Raw genomic sequence first — 25,610 nt, forward strand, 5'->3', positions numbered from 1 at the left:
AACTCCTTGTTGTTCTTGTTTTCCAGCAGCCTGTATTCAAGCACCGCGCGGGTGGATTTGACGAGAGCTGAATTTCTTTCAGCATCCAATGACTTTTGCGCCATTGCTCGACCTGTCCGTGAGGCAGAAGCTGAGCCCATCGATTCCACAGAATCGAACCCATAACAATAATCAGAGGTTTCGCTCATGCTTCTTCAAGGCAAAGTCGCAATCATCACAGGCGCCGCATCCGCACGAGGAATCGGCCGCGCCACCGCTGCCACCTTCGCCCAGCACGGCGCCCACGTGGTCATTCTGGATCTGGACGAAGCCGCCGCTCGGGATGCTGCTGCATCGCTCGGCGAAGGCCATCTGGGCCTGGCTGCCAATGTCGCCGATCAGGCTCAGGTCAACAAAGCGATCGCGCAAGTGATCGAGCGTTACGGCCGCATCGACGTGCTGGTCAACAACGCCGGAATCACTCAACCCCTCAAAACCCTCGACATCGGCGCCTCCGATTACGACCGCGTGCTGGACGTCAGCCTGCGCGGCACGTTGCTGATGTCTCAGGCGGTCATCCCGCTGATGCGCGAGCAATCCAGCGGCAGCATCGTGTGCATGTCTTCGGTGTCGGCGCAGCGTGGCGGCGGGATCTTCGGCGGACCTCACTACAGCGCGGCGAAAGCGGGGGTGCTGGGTCTGGCCAAGGCAATGGCGCGTGAACTGGGGCCAGACAATGTGCGGGTGAACTCCATTGCGCCCGGGCTGATTCACACCGACATCACCGGTGGCCTGATGCAGGATGAGCGCCGCCACGCGATCATCGACGGCATTCCGCTGGGCCGACTCGGTGAGGCCCAGGACGTCGCCAACGCGGCGCTGTTTCTGGCCAGTGATCTGTCGACGTACCTGACCGGCATCACGCTGGATGTCAACGGCGGGATGCTGATTCACTGAAGACAAGTGGCCGGGCGAACTGCCCGTACTGTTCTGGATCGATGATCTGCCGGGCGACTCGCCTGGCGGTCTATAAAAACAAGAGATCGGACAATCATGATCACCACCATGACGCTCGACGCGGCTTCGACCGTGCGCTCCAACGCCTATCGCAAAACAGCCTGGCGCCTGATGCCGTTTCTCATGCTGTGCTACCTCTGCGCGTACCTGGATCGGGTCAACGTCGGCTTTGCCAAACTGCAAATGATGAATGACCTGTCGCTCAGCGAGACCGTCTACGGGCTCGGCGCTGGCATGTTCTTTCTGGGCTATTTCCTCTGCGAGGTGCCGAGCAACCTGATCCTGCACAAGGTCGGGGCGCGTCGCTGGATCGCCCGCATCATGATCTCGTGGGGCATCATCTCCGCGCTTTTCGCATTCGTCGAAACCGCCTGGCAGTTTTATGCCTTGCGCTTTCTGCTGGGGATCGCCGAAGCCGGACTGGCCCCAGGCCTGCTGCTTTACCTCACTTACTGGTTTCCGTCGTACCGGCGGGCAAAGATGACGGTCCTGTGGTTCGTGGCGATCCCGCTGTCCGGCATGGTCGGCGGTCCGCTCTCGGGCTGGATCATGAACCATTTTGCCGGCATGCACGGGTGGGCGGGCTGGCAGTGGATGTTCGTCCTGGAGGCGATTCCTACCGTCATCGTCGGGCTGTTGGTGCTGACGTATCTGAAGGACGGCGTGCATCAGGCGACGTGGCTCACTGACGACGAAAAGGCGTTGGTCAACAAAGAGCTGGCGGACGACAACAGCCGCAAGGTGACCCATGCATCACCGCGCGAGTTCATCCGCGACCGGCGCCTCTGGTTGCTGGCCTGCATCTACTTCTGCGTCGTCATGGGTCAGTACGCAATCACGTTCTGGCTGCCGACGCTGATCCGCAATGCCGGTGTTTCCGATCCACTGCACATCGGCCTGCTGACCAGCCTGCCGTACATCTGCGCGATCGTCGCGATGCTGTTGATGGGGCGAAGCGGCGATAAACACCGCGAGCGGCGCTGGCATCTCGTGCTGCCCATGATCGCCGGTGCCATCGGCCTCACGCTGGCGGCGCTGATGGGGGGCAACTTGGTGTTCTCGGTATTGAGCCTGTGCCTGGCCGCCGCCGGCGTGCTCTCGGCCTCGTCGTTGTTCTGGATGTTGCCCACCACGCTGCTGGGCGGTGTTTCCGCAGCGGCCGGTATCGCCGGGATCAACAGCTTCGCCAACCTGGCCGGTTTCTGTTCGCCCTATCTGATCGGCTGGATCACCACCAGCACCGGGTCCAGCGCCATCGGCATGTACCTCATCACCGCGGTGCTGTTCGTCGGCGCATCGCTGGTGCTGCGCATTCCGGCCGCGTCGGTCAATCGTTGAGTCAATGGAGTCTTCTCAAATGACGGTTCATGCATCACACACCAGTCTGGCGCCGCTCGCCGAGCGCGCTTACAACATCCGTCGTCATGCGCTGCGCATGGGGCAGGTTCAGGGGCAGGGCTATGTCGGGCAGGCGCTGGGCGCCGCCGATCTGCTGGCCGTCTCGTACTTTCACGCGTTGCGCTATCAGCCGGAAAATCCTGAGTGGGAAGGGCGTGACCGCTTCTATCTGTCCATCGGTCACTACGCGATTGCGTTATACGCCGCACTGATCGAGGCCGGCGTCATACCGCTGGACGAGCTGGAAACCTACGGCTCCGACGACAGTCGCCTGCCGATGTCAGCGATGGCCGCCTACACCCCGGGCATGGAAATCACCGGCGGCTCGCTGGGCCACGGGCTGGGCATTGCGGTCGGTGCTTGTCTGGGCCTCAAGCGCAAGCAATCCGGCTCGTTTGTCTACAACCTGTTGTCCGACGGTGAGCTGAACGAGGGGTCGACCTGGGAAGCCGCGATGTCGGCCTCGCACTGGAAGCTCGACAACCTGATCGCGATCATCGACGTGAACAATCAGCAGGCCGACGGACGCTCAAGCGAAATATTGGCCTTCGAGCCCATCGTCGACCGTTGGCAGGCGTTCGGCTGGTTCACGCAGCGTGTGGACGGCAACGATCTGCAGGCACTGGTCACCGCCTTCGATGCCGCCCGCCAGCACACCGGCAGTCAGCCCCGGGTGATTATCTGCGACACCCGAATGGGCAAGGGCGTGGACTTCCTGGAAAACCGCGAGAAGACGCACTTCATTCGCGTCGATGAAAACGAATGGGATCTGGCATTGGAAAACCTTCGGATCGGGAGCAGCAAATGAGCACAGTCAATACTCCGGCAGGCACCAAGAAGCGTCTGACCACATCGGCCATGATCGCCTCCATCGCCTCGGAAGGGCAGGCCACGCGCTCTGCACCGTTCGGGCACGCGCTGGCAGCGCTGGCCGAGCAACGCCAGGACATCGTCGGCCTGTCCGCCGACCTCTCCAAATACACCGACCTGCACATCTTTGCCAACGCGCACCCGGAGCGTTTTTATCAGATGGGCATGGCCGAGCAGTTGCTGATGAGTGCCGCCGCCGGCATGGCCCGCGAAGGCTTCACGCCGTTTGCGACCACTTACGCAGTGTTCGCGTCGCGTCGCGCGTATGACTTCATCTGCATGGCCATCGCCGAGGAAAACCTCAACGTCAAAATCGTCTGTGGTTTGCCTGGCCTGACCACCGGCTACGGCCCCAGCCATCAGGCGACCGACGACCTGGCGATCTTCCGGGCGATGCCCAATCTGATGATCGTCGATCCCTGCGATGCGGTGGAAATAGAGCAGGCGGTACCCGCCATCGCCGCGCACCAGGGCCCGGTGTACATGCGCTTGTTGCGTGGCAACGTGCCGGTCGTGCTCGACGAGTACGGCTACACGTTCGAGATCGGCAAGGCGAAAACCCTGCGCACCGGCAACGATGTGTTGATCATTTCCACCGGCCTGATGACCATGCGCGCCCTTGAAGCGGCAGAGAAACTCAGAGCCGACGGCGTCGATGCGGCGGTGCTGCACGTGCCGACGGTCAAGCCGCTGGACGAACAGACCATTCTGGCCGAAGCGCGGAAACCCGGCAGGCTGGTGGTTACTGCCGAGAATGCCTCGATCATCGGCGGACTGGGCGAAGCGGTGGCCGGGTTGTTGATGCGCAACAGCGTGACGCCGACCTTCCGGCAGATCGCGCTGCCCGACGCCTTCCTCGATGCCGGCGCGCTGCCGACCCTGCATGACCGCTACGGTATCTCCACTGACGCGGTCGCCGCACGGATCAAAGCCTGGCTTTGAGGCAAACCGGCCCGCGCGGAGCTGCCTGTGTCGGCGGTTCCGCGCACCCGCCACTGAATCAATGGGTATGCCTGTCGTGGGCGCTGCGGGGTTTGCCGCGCTTGCCTTGAACGCCCCAATATCGCTGCATTTCGAGGAACAGAAACGAGGCGGTCCAGGTAATCAGCACCAGCCCGGTCAAGGCTTCCAGGCCGGTCAGAAACTTCAGCGGCCCTGTCGGGGTGATGTCGCCGAATCCGATGGTGGTGAACGTCGTGAACGAGAAATACACCGAATCCATCAGACTGCCGTCGTAGTTGCCGGTCAGCTGCCCCAGGCTGCCGGATGCGTTCATGGCGTAGTACCCCAGCGCGAATATCCACACCTCGATGGCATGAGCGCCCAGCGCGCCCAGCACGCCGAACACCAGGGTGAAGCGGTGCCACAGGTTCAGTCGGGGCATCAGCAGGTTGAGTCGCATCAGGCACTCGTAATGGACGATGACCGCAGTGGTGATGATCAGAACGTTGATCAGGGTGATGAGTAACATGGCAATGCCCTCTGGCAATCTCTGAGTGCGCCTCGCCCCGACAGGCCGAGCGTGCTAAATCCTTGAGCCGGGCGGCCGATACGCTGGTATGACTCTCTGCTGCTTCAATGCCTGGCGATCGCCCATGTCCGAACCTACAGCTCCTATCGTCAGCCTCGCGCTACGCCGCTCAAGTGTCACGATCATTCGTGCATCGCTGTTCAAGTTCGTCGGCCTGCTGACGGGCGTTTTCCTGCTGACCGGTTACCTGCTCGTCTACCTGGCCAATGACCTCGACCAGACCGAGGAGGCCGAAAGCGCGTTCTACACGGAAAAGGCCGTGCGGGCGCTTGAGAAGTCCATTAGCGCCACGGTCAAGGACTACGCGTTCTGGGGGGACGCCTATAAACACCTGCATCTCACCGTCGATACCGACTGGGCGTACGTGCGTCAGAACGTCGGGCCGACACTGTACGCAGACTTTGGATTTCAAGGCGTGTTCGTCGTCAATGATGCGGATCGAACGGTCTACTCGGTCATCAACGGCGAGCTGAAATCCTCGGACGCCTCCAGTTGGCTCAAACAGTCACTGGCGGGTGTGCTGAGCAAGGCGCGCGCCGGCGCAGAAGCGGAGACGCCAACGACCACGTTCGTCAACATAGGCGGACATCCGGCGCTGGTCGGCGCCGCCGCTATCACGCCCGGAACCGACCCGGCGGTGGAGGCCGACGACCGAACCCCTTCGGTCCTGCTTTTCATCGACGTGCTGGAGGGACCGCGCCTGGACACCATCGGCAGGGACTTCGGGGTGGATCGCCTGCGCGTCGCCGCCCCGGACGAGCTTGGCGGCCGATCCGTTTTTGCGCTGGGCGACAACGGCGCTGCCGGCAGCCTGCACTGGAATCCGCCCAAACCGGGTGAACGCCTGCTCGGCATGGGCTTGCCGATGGTGGGCATCGCGGCGCTGCTGGTCTACCTCATGGCGTGGGCAATTTTGCGCCGCACCACGGCCAGTGCCCAGGCGCTGGATGCCAGCTACGAATCCTTGCAAACCAGTCAGTCCGCTCTGGCGATCAGCGAAGCGCGCTTTCGCGATGTGGTTGAAGCCAGTTCTGACTGGGTCTGGGAGATCGATCGCCAAGGGCGGTTCACTTACCTGTCCGAACGGTTCGAAGGGGTGACCAGGCTGTCCAGACAGGCGTGGCTCGGCGCTTCGATGGACGATCTGCTGTGCACGGAACTGGGCTCGGTGTCCCAGTGGTTGAGCATTCCCAATCGTCGGCCGGACATCAGCGTGCAGTGCCGCTTCGTCGACACTCAGGGCCAGCAACGCATCACCCGGCTCTCTGCCAGAGCGATGGGCGAGCTTGGCTTTCGCGGTACGGCGACGGATGTCACCGAGGAGGTCGAATCGCGTCGGCGTATCGAATTCCTGTCCCAGCACGACGCGCTCACTGGATTGCCCAACCGGACCCGGCTCAGAGAGTTTCTGGACGGCAAGCTCAAGACCCTGCCGACGGTCGAGCGCCCGCTGGTCATGCTCAGCCTGGACCTGGACCGCTTCAAGCCGGTCAACGACCTGTTGGGGCATGCGGCCGGCGACGCTGTCTTGAACAAGATCTCCAGCCGTCTGGCCAGCTGTGTCCGGCATGGGGATCTGGTCGCGCGCATCGGCGGTGATGAGTTCGTGCTGATCCTGACGGACGTCAGCGGTCAGGAGGAGGTCGAGACCCTTTGCCAACGCCTGATCGACTCTGTCGAGCGACCGATCCGGATTGGCGAGCAGGAGGTGTTCGTCAGCGCCAGCATCGGTATCGCCATGGCGCCGACCGACGCCAACGAGGCCACCGAACTGCTCCGTTACGCCGACATCGCCTTGTACGAGGCCAAGTCCGGCGGGCGTAATACCTGGCGTTTTTATGCCGGCGACATGAACTCGAAGATAGTCGAACGTCGCCGCCTGGAGAGCGATCTGCGTTTCGCGATCAAGCACGGCGAGCTGCGCCTGCACTTCCAGCCACGCTTTCGCATCGCTGACGCGAAAATGGTCGGTGCCGAAGCGCTGGTGCGCTGGCAGCACCCGGAACGCGGCCTGATTGCGCCGGATACGTTCATTCCCATCGCTGAAGAAACAGGTCTGATCCTGGCCTTGAGCAACTGGGTCATGGAGGCGGCTTTCCGCTACGCGGCCAGCTGGCCGGAACCGCTGTTCGTTTCGGTCAACCTGTCGCCTACGGAGTTCAAGCGGGGCAATCTGGTGGAGCGTGTTCAGCGGGCGCTGCACGATTCAGGGATCGAGCCTTCGCGGGTGGAGCTTGAGATCACCGAAAGCGTCATGCTCGATGATGCGCCCGGCGCGCTGGACGTCATGCGCACGCTCAAGCGGCTGGGCGTTCGCATCGCCATGGACGACTTCGGCACGGGTTATTCGTCGCTCAGTTACCTGCGCACATTTCCGTTCGACGGGCTGAAAATCGATCGCAGCTTCCTGTCCAGGCTGGGAGCCACCGAAGATGACCGGTCCATTATCGAAGCGATCGTCGGGCTGGGGCACGCGCTGTCGCTGACGGTCACCGCCGAGGGGATTGAAACCCCGGAGCATCTGGCGATGCTCAAATCGGTGCTGTGCGACGAAGGCCAGGGGTATTTCCTCAGTCGCCCGCTGGACACTGACGGCTTCAGCGCGCTGGTGCGGGTGACCGAGAGCGCTCAGTCGCCCGACAACGCCTGATCGACGGCGTCGTCGGTCGAGACTGACAGGGCGGGCAGCCGAGGTTGCCTGAGTGCGAGCTCGGGCGTGCTTATTGTTCCGGCGACGCGGCTTTCAGGCCTTCGTTGATCAGGACCATGCTTTGTGGCGAAGACAGCGGAATGCCGAGCTCACGCAGACGCCCCAGGACCGTGAACAGCAGATCGCTTCTCGCACCGCCCACCGAACGCGGGCTGTTGACGTAGCCGCTGACGCTGATGATCACGCCGGTGTTGGTCAGGTCCTTGAAGGTCACCGACGGCGCCGGCGTGTCGAGGATTGCTTCGTGTTCGGTGAACGCGTGCAGCAGCAGCTCGCGGATTTTCAGGACATCGGTGTCCAGCGGCAGGGTGAGGGAGATCCCGACGACGCCCAACGCATTGCCCATGGTGACGTTGCGCACGTTCTGCGTGATGAACTGCGAGTTCGGCACGATCACCGTCGAGCGGTCGGACATCTGGATTTCCGTGGCGCGGACATTGATGCGGCGGATGTCGCCCTCGACCCCCGCCAGGCTCACCCAATCGCCGACCTTCACCGGCCGTTCGGTCAGCAGGATCAGGCCGGAAATGAAGTTCTGCACGATAGCCTGCAGACCGAAACCGATCCCCACCGACAGCGCGCTGACCACCCAGGTCAGGTTGGTCAGGCTGATGTGCAGCGTGGACATCACCACCGCCACGACCAGGACGAAGCCGATGTAACCGATCAAGGTCACCAGCGAGGCTTGCATGCCGGCGTCCATGGTGGTTTCGGGCAGCAGTCGCTCGCTGAACCAGCGCTTGAGCACGCGCACGCCCAGCAGCCCGACCACCACGCAAATCAACGCCATCACGATGTCGCTGGGCACGATGTTCAAGTTGCCCAGCGATTTGGACGTGACGTCGAGTTGCGCGAAGCTGTCGAGCAGATCGCCAGGGCTTGAACCCGAAGGCAGGAACGCGAGCAGCACGGCCGTAAACAGCAGCAAGGTACGGCCGATCCCGGCCAGTACCGTGCTGGCTTGCGCCTGGTGGCGGGGCGACAGGCCCAGTGCCGAACCCAGCGCCATGCCACCGGGCTGCTTGGGCGACAGAAGCGTTTCGCAGATGTCACCGAAGCAGGCGATCAGCAGATAAGCAGTGGCTGAAACCACGCTGATCCAGAGCAGCTTGACCGCCAGAAAATACGCCAGCGTCAGGTAGCCGCCCAGCAGGGCCAGCAGACTCAATCCGGCCCAGACCGCCACGACGAACGGAATCAGCCCGGCGAAACCGGCCAGCCGTTCCAGCTCGAAGCGACGACGCACCCGGCGGTAACGCACCAGCGCCAAAACGAACACCAGCGAGATCACCAGCGCGGTCAGGCCGTTGACTGCAACCGTCAGCGCGAGGCTGCTGGCGATCACGCTGTTGATGCGCTCCTGGGTGCCGATGATCATCAGCGCCAGCGCCAGCACGACCGGGAAGCGGCCCATCGCCGTGGCAATTTCGTTGGGAATCTGTGGCAGCCGCCAGGAAGGGTGGGGCAGCATCAGCAGCGCCCGACCCATGCCGACGATGAAGGCACAGAAGGTGATCAGCGTCTGCACCTGATCGAGCAGATTGACCACGTCGTTGCTGAGCACCGCACCGCTGACAATACCCCAGCGCAGCAGGGAAGTGGCAGTGGTGATGGTGAGAATGGTCGACAGCCCGACGGCCAGTGCCAAAGCGCTTCGACGCAGGCGACCTTCCGGCAGCCAGCGAATCATTGCCCAGATCAGCAAGCGCTCCAGCAACCGCCGCACCACGACCCAGATCAGTACCGCGCCCAGCACGACGCTGAACAGAAACACCCGATTGCCCGGCGCCAGCGCCGTGTTGAATACGCGGCGTACGTCGGTCAGCAAACCATTCATGCGGCCCAGATCGTCATCGGTAGGACGAATCAGCGTGGACCAGAACGCCGAGCTCAACGGGCTGGCCGTCCGTGTGCTGATCTGCGAGTCGAAAAGGCTGCGGCGCAGGCTGAAGATCTGCGTCGCCAGATCCCGCGCGGACTGGCTCAGCGTGTTGGCCTGACGTTCATCGTTGACCAGCGCATTCTTCTGGTTGGTCAGGGTCTTGCGCTGGGCGGTCAGGGTCGACGCTTCGTCGGGTTGCACCGGCCCCAGAATGTTGAGCTGATCGTTCAGGTGCTCGATGTCAACGCCTTGCTGAGCGATCAGCGCATCGGCCTGTTTCTGCACCTGCAACGCCGCCTGACGCAAATTGGAGAGCAGGTCATCGTTGGCGCTGCCCGTGACTTTTTGCCGGATCTGATCCAGTTGCTCATTCAGGTCATCCAGGCTCGGCGCCTCGACGGCCGGCGTCGCGCTGTCAGCGTTATCGACCGAGGGCGCCTGCGCTGGCGCCGATTGAGCCATGGCAGGCGCGATGATGCACAGCAGCAGCGCGAGCAGTCCGGCATAAAAACGGTTGGACGAGACGTGCAGCATTCTCTTTCCTTCTTGCGTTAAGCGGCTCGACCCTGTCCCTGCGTGAAGCCATGAGTGTGAACGTCAGGCGGCGACAGTCGCGCGGCAGCCCGGGCGCGTCAAGCCGACGCCAGGGACAGCGGGCGGCCCAGGCCTTTTTCATAGTGCGACAGAAAATACTGCCACTCCACATCGCTCCAGTAGGAATGACGACGCAACTGCGGAATGTCGTGCCGGGCGGCGCGCAACGTACTGGCGCGACCGTGGGATTTCTCGAGATCCAGCAGCGCCAGCTCGAAATCCGCGCCGTGCTCGGTGTCCAGCGCCTTGATGAAAATATGTTTGGAGCGCATGCAGCCATGCTGCCAGCGGCCCAGGTGCATGCGCGACAGCAGCACGGCGAGCTTTTCCAGGACTTTCAAATGCTCTTCCTGAGTCAGCTGCGTGCGAGCGCCCTGGTCATACCAGGTGTCCAGGTCCTGAAAGCCGTTGAGGTCTTTGGTGACCAGAACGCCGTGCCAGACACCTTTGACTTTTTCTGCGCCGTAGTAGATCGGCTGAGGGGCAGTGACACCCAGTTGCATCAACCTGGAAAGCGCCCGGCCTTCACGCATGACGGTCGGCCGGCCGAGCGGGTATTTCAGGCTGCGGAAAAGGTGGCCGGTCTGACGCTTCACATACACGGTCTTGCCATCATGAACGACACGCTGAACACCACTTGTGCCACTGCGGCGCACATTGGGCTCTTCGACCCACGGACCCGAGGTGCTCCACCAATACGAAAAATCCTGCTCACGTTGGCGCATTGCGCACTCCCGTTTCAAATTATTGTAAATAAATATTCAGGCTGTTATGCCGAACATGGGTGCGAAAGACCGTCACGGTTGCCCCATGGCTTCACGAAAATCGTCCCCTACGCCGCTTTCTGCAGAAGACCCTGCAGATTCGCCAGAGCCTTTACGCCGAGGCAACACTGCGGGCGGTTCAGAGACCTTTGCCGACATCAATAGTTGCACCATCTTAAACTGTAACACGCTGTTGCACCTCATCCTCGACTTATCCCCAGCGCAGGACCGGCTTTAACTGGGAAGGCATCTGACGTCCTGCCGGAATATTTCAGGGTGATCACACGGTCTTCTTCCCGGCTGAAGCCGGTCCTACAACGCGATTCCTGCACACATCGCATCCCCGCGTACACCGCGTACGCCGGTTACGCCGCATTCAAACCCGTAGGACCGGCTTTAGCCGGGAAGGCGCCGGACGCCTCACCGCCAAATCAAGGCGTCAATGCGCGGTGCTGGGAAATGAGCCGCAGTGCTCAAAATCAGAAAGAATCGGATCCAATAGGGAATTAATTCGTCAGCGAAGGCTCTAGGTCGTGGCGCATGGCTTGTCCGTGCGCCAGCCTCACACGCTACAGCGCCGTCTGACGGCGAAGCCAATCCGGACGGCGCTGCTTAATCCACACTGACAGGGATGCAACCTCTTCATGCCAACTACTTCTTCGACGGTGCCCGCCAGCGGCGAACTCCTCGCCACGTTTCGTTATGGCAAAGGCTTTTTGATTTTTCTGTTGATCTTCGGCGCCGTCATGCTCGCCATGGCCGGCTTCGTTCTGTACCTGAGCACCATCCTTCCAGACGCAGCTTCCGGGCCTGTCGCCGTGACGACACGAAGCACAGGCACGGTCCAGTTCTCCAGCACCGTGATGCTGGTCTATGCCACCAGCGCGTTCCTGGCGCTCATCGGCATCGGCGCGTTCGGTGTGCGTGCGTGGCACAAGAAGATGCGTCTGAGCCAGTACGAGCTGTATGAACACGGCATCGCCGAGACTACTCAGGGGAACACGACCTACCTGCCGTACACCGAGATCGAGGACGTCTACCTGTTCAGCTCGGGTCAGGCGGGGTTCTCCGGGCTGATCACCAACCTGGCCTATCGTCGCAACGCCTCCGAGCCGTTGCGTCGGGTCAATGAAGCGTTGAAGGGTTTTCACGACTTTCAGCAACGGTTCCGCGAGTTGTATCTCAAGGCTCGCCAGCCAGTAGTGCTGGAGACCCTGCGCGCAGGCGGCAGCGTAACGTTCAACTGCATCGATTCCGCGCAAGTCTGGCGTAAACGCGCGGCCGGCAATTTCCTGGAGATCAAGACGCTGCCGATCATGGTGTCCGGCGACGTCTTGCAGGTGCAGGGCAGCAGCGTGCCGATGTCCTTCCTTGGCAGCGTCGACCTCAGCGCCTGGAGCGAGAAAGTGGTGATCAAGGACCAGGCCGGCAACGTGGTGCTGTCGACCGTGGCGACCGGCATTCTGAGCCATGACCTGTTCCTCTCCACGCTGGCCTTGCTCAAAGACGGCCAGGCGCAGGAACCCTCCCAAGCTGCGCCTTTGACGGCCTGATCACTGGCTTGAACTGAAACAAACGGAATGGCGGATCAATGTCGGAACACACCATTTACAGCGTCAAAGGGGAAAGCGAGGAACTGAAGGCGGCCGTGGCCAGCGCCCGGATGACCTTCAAGTTCTTCTGGCGAGAGTTGTCGTGGGAATCGCGCAGGATCGTCAAGTGCCTGGATCTGGCGGCGGTCAAACTGTCGTTCACTCTCGACCTGGACGACCCTCAGATACCCGCAGTCGAAAACATGTGGGTGGGCAATGTCGAGTTCGACGGCCAGACCATCACCGGCGTGCTGATGAACGAGCCTCGCTGGGCGACGTCATTGCAGGCGTCGGATACGGTCTCGTTGCCCTTCGAGGCCCTCAATGACTGGATGTACGTACGCAACGGCCACGTCTATGGTGGATTCACCGTGGACGCTTTGCGCGCGGGCATGAGCGAGGACGCTCGCGATGAGCATGACAGGGCGTGGGGGCTGGATTTTGGCACGCCGGGCCTCGTTGAAGTGGTGCCCGCCCCGGATGATCAGCAACCCTGGCTGCTGTCCCGAAACCTGGACAGTGCAGAGGATCGGCAGACGCTCGCGACTCTGGAACACACCGAACACCCAATGGCGTTGAACATGCGCGAAAAGGTGGAGGAGGGATTGCAGGAGCATCCGCACGTCATTCACGACTACGATCCGGCGGGCTGGCTGATGCTGCACCGCGAAGTGCTGGCAGGGAATTATCCGGTGGTTGCTGCGCTGCTGCGCCACGGCGCCGATCCGCTGGCACCCAATGTTCATGGGCAGACCTCACTGGCGCTGGCAAGCGCTGCGGGCTGGCCGCGAATCGTCGACTTGCTGCAACGCAGCGACCCGGAATATCACGGTCAGGTCCCGTCCCGCGGGTTCCCTCTGTGGCCGATCGGCTTTGCACTCATGGCACTCGGGCTGGGCTGGCTGTACTACTTGGTGATTCACCCGCTGCAGGAGACCTGGGGCGGGCGCTCGGTCGAGATCGCCCGTTCATGGGATTTCCTCGGCGCGGTCATGGTGTTGGGTTATGGCATCGTATCCGGCACAGGCCCTTGGTACTTCAGGTTGCGCATGCGCACGCCGCAATGGGGCGGCTCGCGCGTGCTGGATCTGATCGCGCTGCTGATTGGCGCGGTTATCGCCTTCACGCTGCACGACCAGCTTCAACATTATGTGATCGGCTTCCACAACAGCACTCGCTAGTGCCACTCAGACCTGTCAGGCCTTCGATTCCTTGGTCCCCAACACATCGCGAATGCCATCCACCACGTTGCTGTCCTTGATCACGTCGTTCAGCCAGCCTTCCAGCGGCATGTTGCCCCATTTGATCGCGCGCTCGATCAAGTAGGGCACAGGGCTTTGCGGCTCGGTCTGTTTGAAGAACTGCGCCACGCCCGCCAGCAGGGTAAAAGCCTCGTCGCGGGTCAGCGGGGTAGTGCGCAATGGGGCTGGTGCGGTGTCTTTCGCGGTCATGGTCATGGCGCCACCTGAAGTATTCGGGGCCTCGATCGCGGCCGCAGGTTCGGATGGCGCCTGCGCTGCGGGAGCGTTGAGTTCGACGCCACGGTCTTTGAGCAGTTTTTCGGCGAGTTGCGCGGCACGGGAAAGGATTTCGATCAGCGCGGCGAAGCTCGGTGCTTCATGGCCGAACAGTTGATCGGCAGTGGCCTGCAGCTGACGACAGGCGTGCAGGCTGTCGTTGATTTCAGCAGCCTTGCGGACGAAGTGTTCAGTGTCGGTAAGGACCACCGAGCGCTGGAAGATTTCCGCATTGATCTTGCCTTCGTCCAGCGCGATGCGCATGGCCTGCTGATTCTGCAGGGCAAGGTTTTCAATGTGGCGCGACTCGTCGTAGCGCAACAGGCCGAAGCCGTCGCCCTGAGTGATGGGCAGGCCACCGACCACATCGGCCAAGGTGGTTTTCAGCCAAGCCAGACGGGCGGCGCGCTCCTCCAGGCCCTCATCGAGCGCCGGATACAGGCCATCCCAGAACTGCCGCAGGATTCGCTCGGCCAGGGTCAGGCCGAAGGTGATTCCCTGGAAATGGTATTTGTGCGCCAGCGCTTCACTGAGCCAGGCGACGAGCATCAGGTCCTTGCTCTGCTGAGCAAGTCCCTGTGCGGCCAGGGTGATCGTCAGGTCCCAATCCGATGATTTCAGATCGGTCTGCCAGTCACCCTGGGTAAGGTAATCAGGGTCTGCTCGACGAGCCTCTTTGACGTTGTCGAACAGCGTGGAAAAGCTCAGGTCTTCGCCGCTGCCTCCATTGATCGGCGCTGTCAGTTCGGTCAGTGAAAGGTCGTTGAGAAATTCAGACATGGTCAACTCGGAAATGAATGAAAGAACACCATGCCGATCGGATCGGCATGGTGTTGAACAAGGGCCATCGCCATCGGCGGTGGCCCAGGGTGCTTACGCGATCACGCGAAAACCTTGTTGGCGGTACGGTCCCAGCCGCCAGTGACGTTACCGCCACCCTGGCCGTCGGCACGGCTCTGCTGGGTGTAGGTGGTTTTGATGCGTGCGAAGTTGAAGCTGATTTCTTCGATCGGCAGATCGCTCACAGCCTTGTCTTCGCCATCCTGGTTGCCACCGGCGATGGCCTTGACCGACGACACGACAACCTCTTCCAGGTTGATGGTCAGGTAGGTCAGCTTGTCGCCGCCGGCACGGTTGACGTTCAGCTGGATCTTGGCGATGTGAGTGCCTTTGCAGCAGGCTTCGAACAGCTTCGCCGACGCCTTGTCGACGGCTTTGCGAATGCTGAAATCGCTCAGCGCGACGCGCTCGGACGACGCACCACCCGAGGAGCTTGCAGTCGCCGAAGTCGCTTGAGTGGCGCCGTATTCGTAGCCCAGAACTTCGATCCAGTCCTTGTGCTTGTCGTCCAGCACTTCACCTGGAATCCCGTCGATCTGAATATATGCGTCAAATGCCATTTTTTACGTCTCCATTTTCTTACATTTAAGGGCCAGCCTTACCTGCGGCCAGATCTCAGCCCCTTGATTTGACCTCCTTGATCATTCAAGAGAGGTCTGTTGCCGCTGCCTCAGCCTCCGCACGCAGAGGCTCAGGCGCCGGTTTCTTCTGAGCGGTACGCCCACTCAGTTGAGCGCGCGCACCTCGATTTCCACCCGTCGGTTAGGCTCCAGGCATTGAATGAGTTGCGGCCTTGGCAACTGCATGTCGCACTTGACCAATGGTTTCTCGCTGCCTTCGCCCACGGCCTCGACCAGTTCGGCGGGCACGCCCTTGCCGACCAGATAGGTCTTGATGGTCTGAGCACGTTGCCTGGACACCTGCAGGTTGCCTTGCGGGTCACCCAACTGGTCGGCGTGGCCGGCGATGATGATCTTGCCGATGTTCGGGGTGCTCAGCAGCTTGCCGGCGATTGCGCTCAGCTGGCTCTGGCCCTCGGTTTTCAGGCTCTGGAAATCAGCGCGGGCAAACGCGAACAGCGTGTCCGACTCAAGGGTGATCGTCTCGATCGAACGCAGCGACTGCGACAGCAGGCTGTTGATGTAATTGCGCGAGCTGGACGTCAGGAACGCGTTGTCGAGGATCCTCGGCACGTCCGGTTCGTGGATCTGATCGCTGTAGAAATTGACTTGGCGGCTGGCGAGCTCGTAGTCGGTTCCCGCATTCGGGGCGACCGCGTAGGCCGTCATGTTTTTGCCCGTCTGTCGTGCGATGGCGGGGTACCAATAATCCGGAATTCTGGCTTTGAGGAACGCCGGGTCTGCCTTCTCGCGCTGGGAGCGTGACAACATCACGTAGGTCTCCAGCGTGGCCTTGCCGAAGTCGGCAATCGACTGAGCGCGGTTATCGGCCGGCAGGGCTCGGGGCTCGACGCTGTCCACGCCGGTGACCGGCATCAGGTCCTTGGCGTTGCGCTGATACACCTTGATCGTGGTCAGCAGATACAACGACCGGGTCAGGTTGTCGGCGGTCGGCTTGAGCATCACGGTTTCAAGCCGGCTAAAGTAGCGGCTGCGCAATGCTGGCTCGATTTTGTAACCCTGGTACAGGCCCAGACGCAGGCGCAGCGGAACGCCCTGATCGTGATGCCGCGCGTAATAATCGGCGGTCCAGAAACGCAGCCGGTCAAGGGTCTGCCAGGACGTGTACTGCTGCGGCGTGGCTTTGTCCTGCGCCGCTGCTGCGGTTAATTCCGACGACAATGTTTCGATGGCGGACGCGTTGTTCCAGTACGACCAGCCCCACAGACTGCACAGCAGCAGCGCGACCAGACTGGCGCCGCCCACCCACGCCGCCTTGCGGCGACGCTCGCGGAAATTGGTGGTGTACAGCGCGACCAGATGCTGGTCCGGAATGATGACCTTGCGAAACAGGCTGTTGATGAACAGCGGCTGCGGTTGCGCGTTGCCGCTGGCGCTCGCCAGCTCGGCTTGAAGGTGAAAACGCTCGCTGACCTGGCGAGTGTGGCCGCCCAGTTCCGGCGCGTCGGCGTCCAGCGCGCTGGTGAAATAGAAGCCGCGCAGCAGTTCCGCGTTCTGGTACGGGTTGGCGCGCAACAGGGCATCGACGAACTGCTGCAGCCTGGGCTTGAGCGCCGCCAGTTCCAGCGGGAAACGGTAGACGGCGGAGTCCTGCCGAGTGATCTGAATGTCCTGCAACACCAGTTGCTGACTGGCCACTTCCTGCCAGTACCGGGTCAGTTCGTCCATGGCGACGCCGAAGCGCTGACCCCAATCGGCCTTTTCGTAATCCTTGTGCGTGAAGGTCTTGCCCATCACCTCGCCACGGGCGACCTCGTCCAGGCGCCGGTAGAAGGCGCTGAAGCCCGGCACCAGGTCGCATTTGGTGAACACCAGATAGACCGGCAGGCGCACTTCCAGCAACGAGTGGGTTTCCTGAATGCGCTCGCGCAGACGTTTGGCAAGGCGCTCCTGATCCTCCACCGAGCTCTGCAGGATGTCATGAATGCTCACCGTCACGATCAGCCCGTTGAGCGGACGCCGCTGGCGATGTTGACGCAGCAACTGGAGAAACGCGCGCCACTTGCCGGCTTCTTCCTGGTTGTTCATGTAGCGCCCGGCAGTGTCAAGAAGCACGGCCTCGGAGCTGAAAAACCAGTCGCAATTGCGCGTGCCGCCCAGCCCGGCGACCCGCACGCCTTCGCGTTCGGCATACGGGAAATTCAGGCCGGACTGATACAGCATGGTGCTTTTACCCGCGGCCGGCTGGCCCACCACCAGGTACCACGGCAGTGCGTACAGCGCGTCCTTGCTGGCGGTGCCGCGGGGCTTGTTGCTGTGCAGGCGGTCGATGCTCTGCAACAGACGTTCGCGCAGCAGGCTGACTTCTTCGCGGTCGGCAGGGCTGGCGTTGAGCACCGCCTGATCGGCGTCATCGCGCAGCAGGCCTTCCAGGTTGTGGTGCCGCGAAGCGCCGCGATAGAGCAGCAGCACGTAACCGGCGGACAGGACCAGGAAAAGACCGATACCGGCCAGCAGGCTGTGCAGGGAATTGAAGTCCAGCGCGCGCCCGATGGCCCACACCACGAAGATCGTCAGAAAGAAACAGATCCCCAGAATGTAGGGCTGATAACGCAGAAAGTAATACTTGATCTTGTTCATACAGACTTCACATCCGGCGCGTCGACAAAACGGTCGATGACGTCATAAAGGGGGCATTCGGAGTCAGGAAATTCCGGCGGCCGATGGTGTTCGTCGAAGGTCGCGAAGTTCGCCAGTACGTCATAGTTGCCCGTGCTGTCGCCGTTGCCGGTCAGCACGGCGTACAGGCTGTGGGCGCTTCGGGACGGAAAGCAGAACAGCTTCGGGCGCATGAAGTCATCGGCCAGCACGCTCACCTGCGGCGATACCCGGTTCACACTCAGGCGTGTCAGCCAGTCGACCCACAGATCCGCGGTGGGGTTTTTCAGGCCGCGCTCGGCGGGCAAGGGCAGGCACACGCTCGGCGCATCGGCGTGATGCAGCGGGCGGCGCAGAGCATGCAGCCGGGTCAGCACCGCGTGGGTAATGAACTCCGGGTAAGAGTTTTTCAACGCGTCGCTGATGTCGCGCAGGTTGAAGTTGCGCAGAAACTTTTCATGCACCTGGCGGAACAGCGCGAAGTCCTGACCTTGCAACGGGCGCAGCGCCCGGATTTTTTCGAACAGCAGCGCCGGCTGTTCACCCTGCACGCCAAGGTGCAGCAGCGACTTGATCTGCGCGCAGAACAATTCGCTCAGCGTGAACGGGTTGATCAGACGTTCATTTTCCACCGCCTTGAGCGTCTGGAAAATGAAGAACGGATAGCGTCGCTGACTGGCGTCCATCGAGCTGATCAGTCCGCCCAGCAGCCAGTTGCCCGACCGCGCACGGTAGGAAAAGAAACACACCGGCAGGCGATCGAACAGCTTGCGCCAGTCCTCGCGCGGATGAATCGACGCCAGCGAATCCTGCAGCCAGCCGTCGAATTCGCAGACCTCGTCAGCGGCGCCATGCAGGCTGACGAAGTCGGCGCTGGCCGGTATTTTCCCGAAGCAACCGATCATCGGCCAATCCTCAGGTTCAAGGCGTGCCAGCTCACTTGGTTCGCCCGTCCGCAACGTTGACCGAGGTGTTCAACGCGCTGAGCGCCTTGACGTTGGCAAGGTCGGTCAGCTTGACGCCGCCGTAGTTGCGCACGGCAAGGCTCACCTGACCGTTGGCGGTGCTCCAGCTGAAGCGTTGTTGAATGCCGTCCAGATCATCCACACGGGCGCTGTCGTTCATCCGCAGCAAACCCCAGCGGCCCGGGTAATCGAACACGGTGATGCGCTCGCCGGTCAGCGTGACCACATCCAGACGTGCGCCCGGTGCCGTGGTCGTGCCCGGCCAGGAGAAACGGCTCCAGCTGGTTTTGCCGTTGCGGTAATGCTGCTCCTGACCATCCAGGGTGAAGATGATGTCGGTGAAGTAGGCCGACGGTTCGAGCATGATTTCGAAGCCGTTTTCCTTGTCCGACAGGCTGGCGATCACTTCGCCCAGAGAACTGGCCTTGTCGATACTGTTGACCATGTTCGGATTGACCAGCGGTGCAGCCTTGGCGCCGCTGCTCATGCCCAGGCCTTCACCGCCGGAGAGGTTGCCGATTTCGTTGCGCTTGAAGTTCGGCAGCAGGCCGGATTCGGGATCGACGAAACGCTGCAGGTCTTTGACCGAGGCTTCGTTGCGGCTGCCGGCGGCAATCGGGTAGCGGTGCGCCATGACCTGTTCCCACGGCTTGGCGATCTGCTGCGCCCAGGCTTTGGCGATCTGCTGGCCGGCCGGATCGCGCAGGGTTTCCCAGGCGAACTGGATCGGCAGGCTGAACAGGCTCTGCAGCGAAGCCGACAGGCTGCCCTGGCTGGTGTCGACAGTGGTTTCAACGTAGTTGCGTACGTTAGTCACTTCGCTTGGCTGGCCTTCCAGGGTTTCGCTGATCAGCTGCTTGCTGCTCTTGCCCACATCCTGCGAACGCTGGATGTTGTTCATCCGCACCTTGAGCTTGCGCAGTGCCGCCAGATAGCGATCCATGATCGTGCTGTCGGCACCCTCGGAGTTCTGCGCGGCGAACACGCGGGACACCGGCTCGAAGCGTTTCGACAGGCTGCCGTCGTCTACCGGCGGCAGCGGCGACAGCATCGCCATCGACGACTTCTGCGGATCATCGAACAGCCCGGTCACCTTGCCCCAGAACGTGTCTTGCGGCGTGCTGCCAGGTTGCTGCGTTTCACGCGGGGCAGGCAGGTCCCATTGCGTGTTGTCATTGACCGCCGAGAGCAGGATCTTGACCGGCGAGTTCTGCACGTCACTGAGCAACGACAGCTGTTCGGTGGCGTTGGCCATGTCGGTGAAATGCCGAACGCCGACACCGTTGAGCAGGGCGTACCAGACCTGCGCGTAGTCGCGTTTGTAACGCGCCATGAACTCACGCATGAAGTTGGCTTTTTGAACGATGCTGTCGCCGCCCTCGCCATCGAGCACCCAGTCGGATTCGTTGCGCAGATTGCCCGAGACCAGCTTGATCAACTCCGGTTTGACGAAGCCGTCCCAGCCTTGCCGGGTGAAGATGGCCGGCACCGCTTCACTGCCGTAGAGCAATTGGCGGCCGGGCAGTGGCACCAGATCGTTGAGGCTGATGGCCGGGAACTGACGGCTGGATTCCAGCTGCAGGCGAAGGTATTCGCGGTCCACCAGCGAGCTGGAGATCATGAACGACTTCAGGCTCTTGCGCGTGCTGTCGACCAGTTGTTCGTTGCGCGGCAGGGCAGGGGCCTGACCGTTCTTGAGCAACTGCACGTACATCGGCGCGTTGTCCTGGATCACCTGATCGCTGACCGGGCTGGCCTCGGTCGAGGTGCTGGCCCAGGCGACCGGCAGCGCGGCGCTGACGAATTCAGGGTCCGGATGGGCACCGGGCTGCGTCAGCATCAGGTACAGCTTGAGCGAGTTGTACGATTCGATGATCGACGCCACCTGCTGCTCATCCAGACGCCCGAGCATTTCCTCGGACAGCGACAGTCCGCCAGTGGTCGCCGAAAGTTCGGCCGCGTCACTGGCGGTCGCAGGGTTGCGCAGGTCGGCCATGGCGCCGTCGCGGGTTTTGCTGGCGGCGCCTCTGGCCATGCCTTTGAGCCGGTTGCCCGCATCGCCGGCACTGCGCGGAATACTGCTCAGCGTCGGTTTGCCTGCGTTGGCGGCAAGGTTCTGCACGCCCCGTTCGATCAGTTTCTGGCCCTTGCCGGCTTTACCGGTCGCCTTGCCGGCGGTGGCCGGGAAGTCGTTCTGAGGGTCCATGGACTTGGCGAACTCGTTGAACGTGCGCATCTGCATTTGCAGCTTCAATGCCACTGGCTCCAGCGCCTGAGTGCGCAGTTGCTGGAGGTACGCCGACTCGGCGGCAGCGAAGATATCGTCGCCGCGGTACAGGCCTGCGCTCAGTTGCAGCGGTACGCCTTTGGCGCGATGTTTTTCGATCAGCGTCAGTTGATCGCGCAGCAGCTCCAGGCCTTCGCCTGCCGCCATGCGCTGGTCACGATCGGGCGCTGCGTTCAGGTCGCTGATTTTCTGTTCGAGCGCTGCGATCCACGCGCGATTGTTCTGAAATGCCAGCGCCTGCCAGCCGATGAAGGCAAGGCCGGCCAGTGCCGCCAGCGCGATCACGGCCGGGCTCAGCGAGGTGTCGCGGCCGGTGCGCGACTGATAGCGGGTCAGATCACGGTCGGCAAAAATGACGCGACGGAAGGTGTCGGTGATGAAGTAACTGCGGTCGCCGACCTTTTTGCCGCTTGCCTCGCCGACGGTCAGAGGATCCTGACCCGGCAGCAGCGCGAAGGACTCCGCCAGATCGTCCTCGTACACCTGACTCAATTGCTGGTCGGTCTGCAACGCACTGGTGAAATACAAGCCACGCAGCAACAGCGGGCTGCCGTGACTGGCCGGTTGAGTGAAATGCTCGAGGAACTGCTCGAGCACGCCCGACAGCTCGGCGAAATAGTTCGGGAAGTTGAGCAACGCGCTGTTGGCGTCCGCGCCCAGGTGGATCATCTGCGCGTCGACGTGACGCTGAATGCCGTTGTGCAGATTGGCCAGTTTGCTGTCGAGCACGGCGCGCAGGCCGAGGCTGCGGATCTCCGACAGGCCGAACGTCATGCCCAGCGGCTGCTGCCGTTCGGTGAGGTCCAGACCGTCGAACGCCTGATTGAAGCCAGGCAGTTGGTCAGTCTTGCTCAGCATCAGGTAGATCGGCGGGTTGGCGTCCAGGCAACGTGCATATTCTTCGATGCGCGAGACCAGCTGGGTGGCCATTCGCGCGCGCTCATCGGCAGTGGCCGCCAGCAATTCGGGCAGGCTCACGACCAGCACCAAACCGTTGACCGCCGCCTTCTTGCGCTGCTTTTTCAGCAGCTGCAGGAACGCGGTGAATTCGCTGGCCGACTGATCGTCGCGAAGGTAACGCCCGGCAGTGTCGATCAGCACCGCATCGGGGCTGAAGTACCAGTCGCAGTGCTGCGTCCCGCTGTCGTTGTCGTTCTGGCTGCTGGCAATGCTGGCAGACAGGCCCGACCGGGTGAGCAGGGAGGTTTTGCCCGCCGCCGACATGCCGATGACCAGATACCACGGCAAGTCGTACAGGGCCGAAGAACCGCCGCCGCCTGCAGAGCGGTCGGCACGCAGCATGGCGATGGCGTGCTTGAGCCTGTCTCTGAGCACCTGCTGGTCGCGGAATTCGCCATTGGATTTCAGCGAGCGATCGACTTCGATCTGCACCAGGTTTTCGAGGTTGCGCTCGATACGGATGCGCTTGTACTGACGCAGCACGATGATCAGCACGTAGAAGGTGCTGACGATCAGCATGGTTTCGAGCAATTGCTCACGCGACCACTGCACACGCGGGGCGACGAACCCGCACACGACCAGGCTTGCCGCCCACAGCGCGAGGATGAGGAACCAGAAGCTTTTTAACGCACGAAGTAATGTTTTCATGTCTTCCTGACTCGGTTAACTGACCATTGCTCAGGCACTGAACAGCTGGCTGATGTGTTCTGACAGTACGGCGACGTCTTTGCCCAGCAGCCAGTCCAGCGTCAGGTAAACACACACGCAGACCAGCGCGATGAGCGCCAGATAGAGCCAGACCGGCACCTCATGGCGCAGCATCTGCGAGACCTGATCAGGCAGCGCCCAGTCGGGCGACAGCGCTTTGGGCGTCTTGCGGTACCGTGCGATGTCCTGACCGAGGGTATTGGCCAGATAGCGCAGCTGATCTTTCTCGCTCAGGCCGAACTTGCCTTCAAAGCCCAGCGCCAGACACAGGTGGTAAACCTCCAGCACATCGAGATTGTTTTTCACGTCGGCACGCAGCGAGTCGATCTTCTCGAAGAAGCCTTGACCGGCCAGGTGCACGCCGAAATAGCGGAACTGCAAGGGCGACAGTTCGAAGTGGCGGCGCAGCTCGTTGTCACCCGAGCGCAGCACGCTTTCATCAAGGAACGCGCAGAGCGCGTACTGCGTGTCCTTGACTTGGTCGACGCTGTAATTGGCGCTGCGTGCGTCACGCTCCAGCTGGGTGAAGAACCCATCGACGCTGGCTTCGAAAGCGCTGATCGACGTCACCTGGCGACCACGACGCACGATCAGCGCCATGCTGATGAAGTCCTGCACCAGATCTTTCAACGTGGGTTTTGCGACAGTGGCGGTCGTTGCGCCTTGCATCACGGCTTCGTTCATTTGAGGACCGCCATCAGTTCAAGCTTGAGATTGGTGAAGGCACTGGGTGCGTAGAAAGATATGGCCTGGGCGCTCATCATGCGTTCGTAGACGCGGCCATGGGGCTCGATGGAGAAGTAGTGGTTGTCCAGTCGCACCGGGATCGCATTGGGCAGGCGAGTGGAGTGATTGAGCGTGACGCCGGGCATCGCGCTGTTGACGACCACTTCGATGTCTTCCGGCGAGCCGACCTTGAAGGCCCGTGGCACCAGTTCCAGCAGGCTGGAGCCGGGCATGTCGGCGTGCACCGAAATATAGAAGTCGGCTTCGGCGAGGCGCGGATCGTGCAGCTGGCCCTGCCAGTACGATGGCTTGGTCTGGGTCAGGTTGATCATGATGCACTGGTTCGGAATGACGTTATCGAGCAGCACCCGGATCATCTCGTCGAGCTTGACCAGCGAGGCCGCCGGATCGTGATGGTCGTATTCGGGGATATCGTTGAGCTCGGTGTCCAGCGAGAACGTCAGCAGTCCGCCCGCGAGCTCCGCCAGAAACAGATAAAGACGTTCCGGGTGCAGGCGTGGGTGGGCAAGCAGATGCGCCAGGTTCGGGTACGCACGGTTCACGGTATTGAGCAGCCAGAACAGCGTGACATCGCTGGAGCCGAACTCGGCGATCTGGTCCGCACGTTCGCGACGCCGGCCTGACAGTGCCTTGCTTTTGGATTGCAGCGCGCCGAGCAACCGTTTGCCCAGACCGATCAGCGTCTCATGATTGCCCAGGTGCAAGGTGGGGTGCACGAAGTGCGTGTCCAGATTGAAGCCGCCGATGTTATTGCGCGACAGTCGCGCCACCGGGCAGTAGCTGTAGCCGTCCAGCGTGTCGCCGTCGACCAGCATCACCACGTTCAGCCGCAGGCTGGTGATCTCGTTTTCCAGATCCCCTTCGTTCAGGTCGGGCAGGGTGTCGAACTGCTTGCGAAACCGTCGCGCGCTTTTCTGCTCCTGACCGTCCTCGACGTAATTCAGACCGAATGGCTCGGGCAGTTTCAGCGCCGCGTAGACCTTGAAGTCATTGCCCTTGAGCAACTCCCTGAGGTCCCTGGCGGCCGGCAACGGGTCGTGCTGAGGTGCATCGAACAGGCTGCCGTCAGGAAACACCAGCTTCAGTCGTTTGAGCTGCAACGAGCCGTTGGCCAACGCTTCTTCATCGATCTGCAGCGTCTGCACGCCCCAGTGAAACGGCGTGCCGCGCAAGGTCGACTCGGCGAGCTGGTGCTGGTGGAACTCGTCCTGATATTGAAAATGCTGCGGCAGAAGGAACATCCCTTCGGACCACATCACACGGCTCTGCTTACTCATGAACGCCTTCCAGGAGTGAATCGAATTTTGACTGCATGCCTTTCTGCGCGGAGTCGGCGGCGCTGTCCTCGGCTTTCTGAACCACCGCGTCCTGCATTTTCTGCGCGAGGGTCGGGTTGGCCGGGTCCTGCGGCAGGGCGTTGTTTCGGGCGATCTGGGCTTCGGTTGGCGTCTGGCGCAACACATCGGCGCCGCGTACGGCCACCACCTGGTTGTTGTCGACCAGCACACGCAGACCATCGGATGAGAACCAGATCCCGTCCTTGCGCAGCGAGTTAGCGTCGAAGGCGACTTTCCACCGGCTCTTTTCTTCCGAGCGGAAGAAGGCGGCAACGCCGACATAGCCGGTGGCCTTGTTCAACGGCCATTGGTTGTTCTGACCCATGCCCGGCAGCAAGGTGATTTCCTGGCTGTCGATCAGCGTGTTGCCGAGCGCGCGTTGCGGGTCGTCCCACAGGGAGTCGGCGTCGGTGGACGCAAAGCGCTCAAGTGCCGTGAGTTGATAGACCCGCAGCACCACCGACAGCGGTCTTCCCGAGTCGTCCGGGTTGAGCTGATTGCCGCCGTCGGAGGTCAGGATCACCTTCTCTTTATCGCCGAACAGCATGTCGCCCGCCCAAGTGTCGTCGACGCGCTTGCTGGCCCGGTCTGTAATGCCGCAGGCGGTCAGCGCCATCACCATCGTCAGAACGGTGAAACCCTTGATCCAGCCTGCGCTGGCACGTTCCATGTT

The 25,610-nt window shown here is 61.8% G+C and carries 18 protein-coding genes; 7 read left to right on the forward strand and 11 right to left on the reverse strand.

The window, feature by feature from the left end:
* Positions 1-186: 186 nt before the first annotated feature.
* From AAGQ88_RS11375 to AAGQ88_RS11390, 4 genes are all read left to right on the forward strand, one after another.
* Complete coding sequence (locus AAGQ88_RS11375) at positions 187-936, forward strand: SDR family NAD(P)-dependent oxidoreductase (RefSeq protein ID WP_342655388.1); 750 nt, start codon at positions 187-189, stop codon at positions 934-936.
* 96 nt (positions 937-1,032) lie between these two features.
* Positions 1,033-2,334 (forward strand): MFS transporter, encoded by a 1,302-nt coding sequence (locus AAGQ88_RS11380; RefSeq protein ID WP_342655389.1) that lies wholly within the window; start codon positions 1,033-1,035, stop codon positions 2,332-2,334.
* A 19-nt stretch (positions 2,335-2,353) separates the two neighbouring features.
* Positions 2,354-3,202 (forward strand): transketolase, encoded by an 849-nt coding sequence (locus AAGQ88_RS11385; RefSeq protein WP_285424767.1) that lies wholly within the window; start codon positions 2,354-2,356, stop codon positions 3,200-3,202.
* Positions 3,199-4,206, forward strand: coding sequence for a transketolase family protein (locus AAGQ88_RS11390; protein WP_342655390.1), 1,008 nt, complete (start codon positions 3,199-3,201; stop codon positions 4,204-4,206). The genes AAGQ88_RS11385 and AAGQ88_RS11390 overlap by 4 nt, the downstream gene beginning before the upstream one ends.
* Before the next feature lie 58 nt (positions 4,207-4,264).
* Here AAGQ88_RS11390 and AAGQ88_RS11395 read toward each other — a convergent pair whose 3' ends face one another.
* A complete protein-coding gene (locus tag AAGQ88_RS11395; protein ID WP_342655391.1) occupies positions 4,265-4,735 on the reverse strand; it encodes a potassium channel family protein in 471 nt (156 codons plus the stop codon).
* A 124-nt stretch (positions 4,736-4,859) separates the two neighbouring features.
* Between AAGQ88_RS11395 and AAGQ88_RS11400 the strand changes: the two genes are divergently transcribed.
* On the forward strand, positions 4,860-7,445 hold the full coding sequence (locus AAGQ88_RS11400) for an EAL domain-containing protein (protein WP_342655392.1): 2,586 nt from the start codon (positions 4,860-4,862) through the stop codon (positions 7,443-7,445).
* Positions 7,446-7,515: 70 nt separating this feature from the next.
* On the opposite strand, the gene AAGQ88_RS11405 is transcribed toward AAGQ88_RS11400, so the two are convergent.
* Positions 7,516-9,921, reverse strand: a complete 2,406-nt coding sequence (locus AAGQ88_RS11405; protein ID WP_342655393.1) for a DUF3772 domain-containing protein — start codon at positions 9,919-9,921, stop codon at positions 7,516-7,518.
* 98 nt (positions 9,922-10,019) lie between these two features.
* Positions 10,020-10,706 (reverse strand): lipopolysaccharide kinase InaA family protein, encoded by a 687-nt coding sequence (locus tag AAGQ88_RS11410; protein ID WP_342655394.1) that lies wholly within the window; start codon positions 10,704-10,706, stop codon positions 10,020-10,022.
* A gap of 683 nt (positions 10,707-11,389) precedes the next feature.
* Here AAGQ88_RS11410 and AAGQ88_RS11415 point away from each other — a divergent pair.
* Together AAGQ88_RS11415 and AAGQ88_RS11420 are read left to right on the forward strand one after the other, a co-directional pair.
* Positions 11,390-12,298 carry a hypothetical protein gene (locus tag AAGQ88_RS11415; protein WP_342655395.1) on the forward strand — a complete coding sequence of 303 codons (909 nt, stop codon included), beginning with the start codon at positions 11,390-11,392 and terminating at the stop codon, positions 12,296-12,298.
* 38 nt (positions 12,299-12,336) lie between these two features.
* Entirely contained in the window at positions 12,337-13,518 is a 1,182-nt protein-coding gene (locus AAGQ88_RS11420) for a DUF2314 domain-containing protein (protein ID WP_342655396.1), read from the forward strand.
* 15 nt (positions 13,519-13,533) lie between these two features.
* Here AAGQ88_RS11420 and tssA read toward each other — a convergent pair whose 3' ends face one another.
* The 8 genes from tssA to tssJ form a co-directional block, all read right to left on the reverse strand.
* Positions 13,534-14,634, reverse strand: coding sequence for a type VI secretion system protein TssA (gene tssA / locus AAGQ88_RS11425; RefSeq protein WP_342655397.1), 1,101 nt, complete (start codon positions 14,632-14,634; stop codon positions 13,534-13,536).
* Positions 14,635-14,735: 101 nt separating this feature from the next.
* Positions 14,736-15,254, reverse strand: a complete 519-nt coding sequence (locus AAGQ88_RS11430; protein WP_285424777.1) for a type VI secretion system tube protein Hcp — start codon at positions 15,252-15,254, stop codon at positions 14,736-14,738.
* Positions 15,255-15,419: 165 nt separating this feature from the next.
* Positions 15,420-17,915 carry a type VI secretion system membrane subunit TssM gene (gene tssM, locus AAGQ88_RS11435; RefSeq protein WP_342655398.1) on the reverse strand — a complete coding sequence of 832 codons (2,496 nt, stop codon included), beginning with the start codon at positions 17,913-17,915 and terminating at the stop codon, positions 15,420-15,422.
* A complete protein-coding gene (gene tagF, locus AAGQ88_RS11440) occupies positions 17,912-18,838 on the reverse strand; it encodes a type VI secretion system-associated protein TagF (RefSeq protein WP_342655399.1) in 927 nt (308 codons plus the stop codon). The genes tssM and tagF overlap by 4 nt, the downstream gene beginning before the upstream one ends.
* A gap of 31 nt (positions 18,839-18,869) precedes the next feature.
* Positions 18,870-22,793, reverse strand: a complete 3,924-nt coding sequence (locus AAGQ88_RS11445) for a type VI secretion protein IcmF/TssM N-terminal domain-containing protein (RefSeq protein ID WP_342655400.1) — start codon at positions 22,791-22,793, stop codon at positions 18,870-18,872.
* A gap of 30 nt (positions 22,794-22,823) precedes the next feature.
* A complete protein-coding gene (gene icmH / locus AAGQ88_RS11450) occupies positions 22,824-23,537 on the reverse strand; it encodes a type IVB secretion system protein IcmH/DotU (RefSeq protein ID WP_342655401.1) in 714 nt (237 codons plus the stop codon).
* Complete coding sequence (gene tssK / locus AAGQ88_RS11455; RefSeq protein WP_342655402.1) at positions 23,534-24,877, reverse strand: type VI secretion system baseplate subunit TssK; 1,344 nt, start codon at positions 24,875-24,877, stop codon at positions 23,534-23,536. The genes icmH and tssK overlap by 4 nt, the downstream gene beginning before the upstream one ends.
* Positions 24,870-25,607, reverse strand: coding sequence for a type VI secretion system lipoprotein TssJ (tssJ, locus tag AAGQ88_RS11460; RefSeq protein WP_285424817.1), 738 nt, complete (start codon positions 25,605-25,607; stop codon positions 24,870-24,872). Before tssJ ends, tssK begins: the two co-directional genes overlap by 8 nt.
* Positions 25,608-25,610 lie beyond the last annotated feature (3 nt).

The organism is Pseudomonas sp. F3-2, assembly GCF_038804275.1.
GTDB lineage: Bacteria > Pseudomonadota > Gammaproteobacteria > Pseudomonadales > Pseudomonadaceae > Aquipseudomonas.

Bases quoted from the DNA above. Each gene is read 5' to 3' on its own strand.
- AAGQ88_RS11375 (WP_342655388.1), top strand. From the start codon at position 187: ATGCTTCTTCAAGGCAAAGTCGCAATCATCACAGGCGCCGCATCCGCA.
- AAGQ88_RS11380 (WP_342655389.1), top strand. From the start codon at position 1,033: ATGATCACCACCATGACGCTCGACGCGGCTTCGACCGTGCGCTCCAAC.
- AAGQ88_RS11385 (WP_285424767.1), top strand. From the start codon at position 2,354: ATGACGGTTCATGCATCACACACCAGTCTGGCGCCGCTCGCCGAGCGC.
- AAGQ88_RS11390 (WP_342655390.1), top strand. From the start codon at position 3,199: ATGAGCACAGTCAATACTCCGGCAGGCACCAAGAAGCGTCTGACCACA.
- AAGQ88_RS11395 (WP_342655391.1), bottom strand. From the start codon at position 4,735: ATGTTACTCATCACCCTGATCAACGTTCTGATCATCACCACTGCGGTC.
- AAGQ88_RS11400 (WP_342655392.1), top strand. From the start codon at position 4,860: ATGTCCGAACCTACAGCTCCTATCGTCAGCCTCGCGCTACGCCGCTCA.
- AAGQ88_RS11405 (WP_342655393.1), bottom strand. From the start codon at position 9,921: ATGCTGCACGTCTCGTCCAACCGTTTTTATGCCGGACTGCTCGCGCTG.
- AAGQ88_RS11410 (WP_342655394.1), bottom strand. From the start codon at position 10,706: ATGCGCCAACGTGAGCAGGATTTTTCGTATTGGTGGAGCACCTCGGGT.
- AAGQ88_RS11415 (WP_342655395.1), top strand. From the start codon at position 11,390: ATGCCAACTACTTCTTCGACGGTGCCCGCCAGCGGCGAACTCCTCGCC.
- AAGQ88_RS11420 (WP_342655396.1), top strand. From the start codon at position 12,337: ATGTCGGAACACACCATTTACAGCGTCAAAGGGGAAAGCGAGGAACTG.
- tssA (WP_342655397.1), bottom strand. From the start codon at position 14,634: ATGTCTGAATTTCTCAACGACCTTTCACTGACCGAACTGACAGCGCCG.
- AAGQ88_RS11430 (WP_285424777.1), bottom strand. From the start codon at position 15,254: ATGGCATTTGACGCATATATTCAGATCGACGGGATTCCAGGTGAAGTG.
- tssM (WP_342655398.1), bottom strand. From the start codon at position 17,915: ATGAACAAGATCAAGTATTACTTTCTGCGTTATCAGCCCTACATTCTG.
- tagF (WP_342655399.1), bottom strand. From the start codon at position 18,838: ATGATCGGTTGCTTCGGGAAAATACCGGCCAGCGCCGACTTCGTCAGC.
- AAGQ88_RS11445 (WP_342655400.1), bottom strand. From the start codon at position 22,793: ATGAAAACATTACTTCGTGCGTTAAAAAGCTTCTGGTTCCTCATCCTC.
- icmH (WP_342655401.1), bottom strand. From the start codon at position 23,537: ATGAACGAAGCCGTGATGCAAGGCGCAACGACCGCCACTGTCGCAAAA.
- tssK (WP_342655402.1), bottom strand. From the start codon at position 24,877: ATGAGTAAGCAGAGCCGTGTGATGTGGTCCGAAGGGATGTTCCTTCTG.
- tssJ (WP_285424817.1), bottom strand. From the start codon at position 25,607: ATGGAACGTGCCAGCGCAGGCTGGATCAAGGGTTTCACCGTTCTGACG.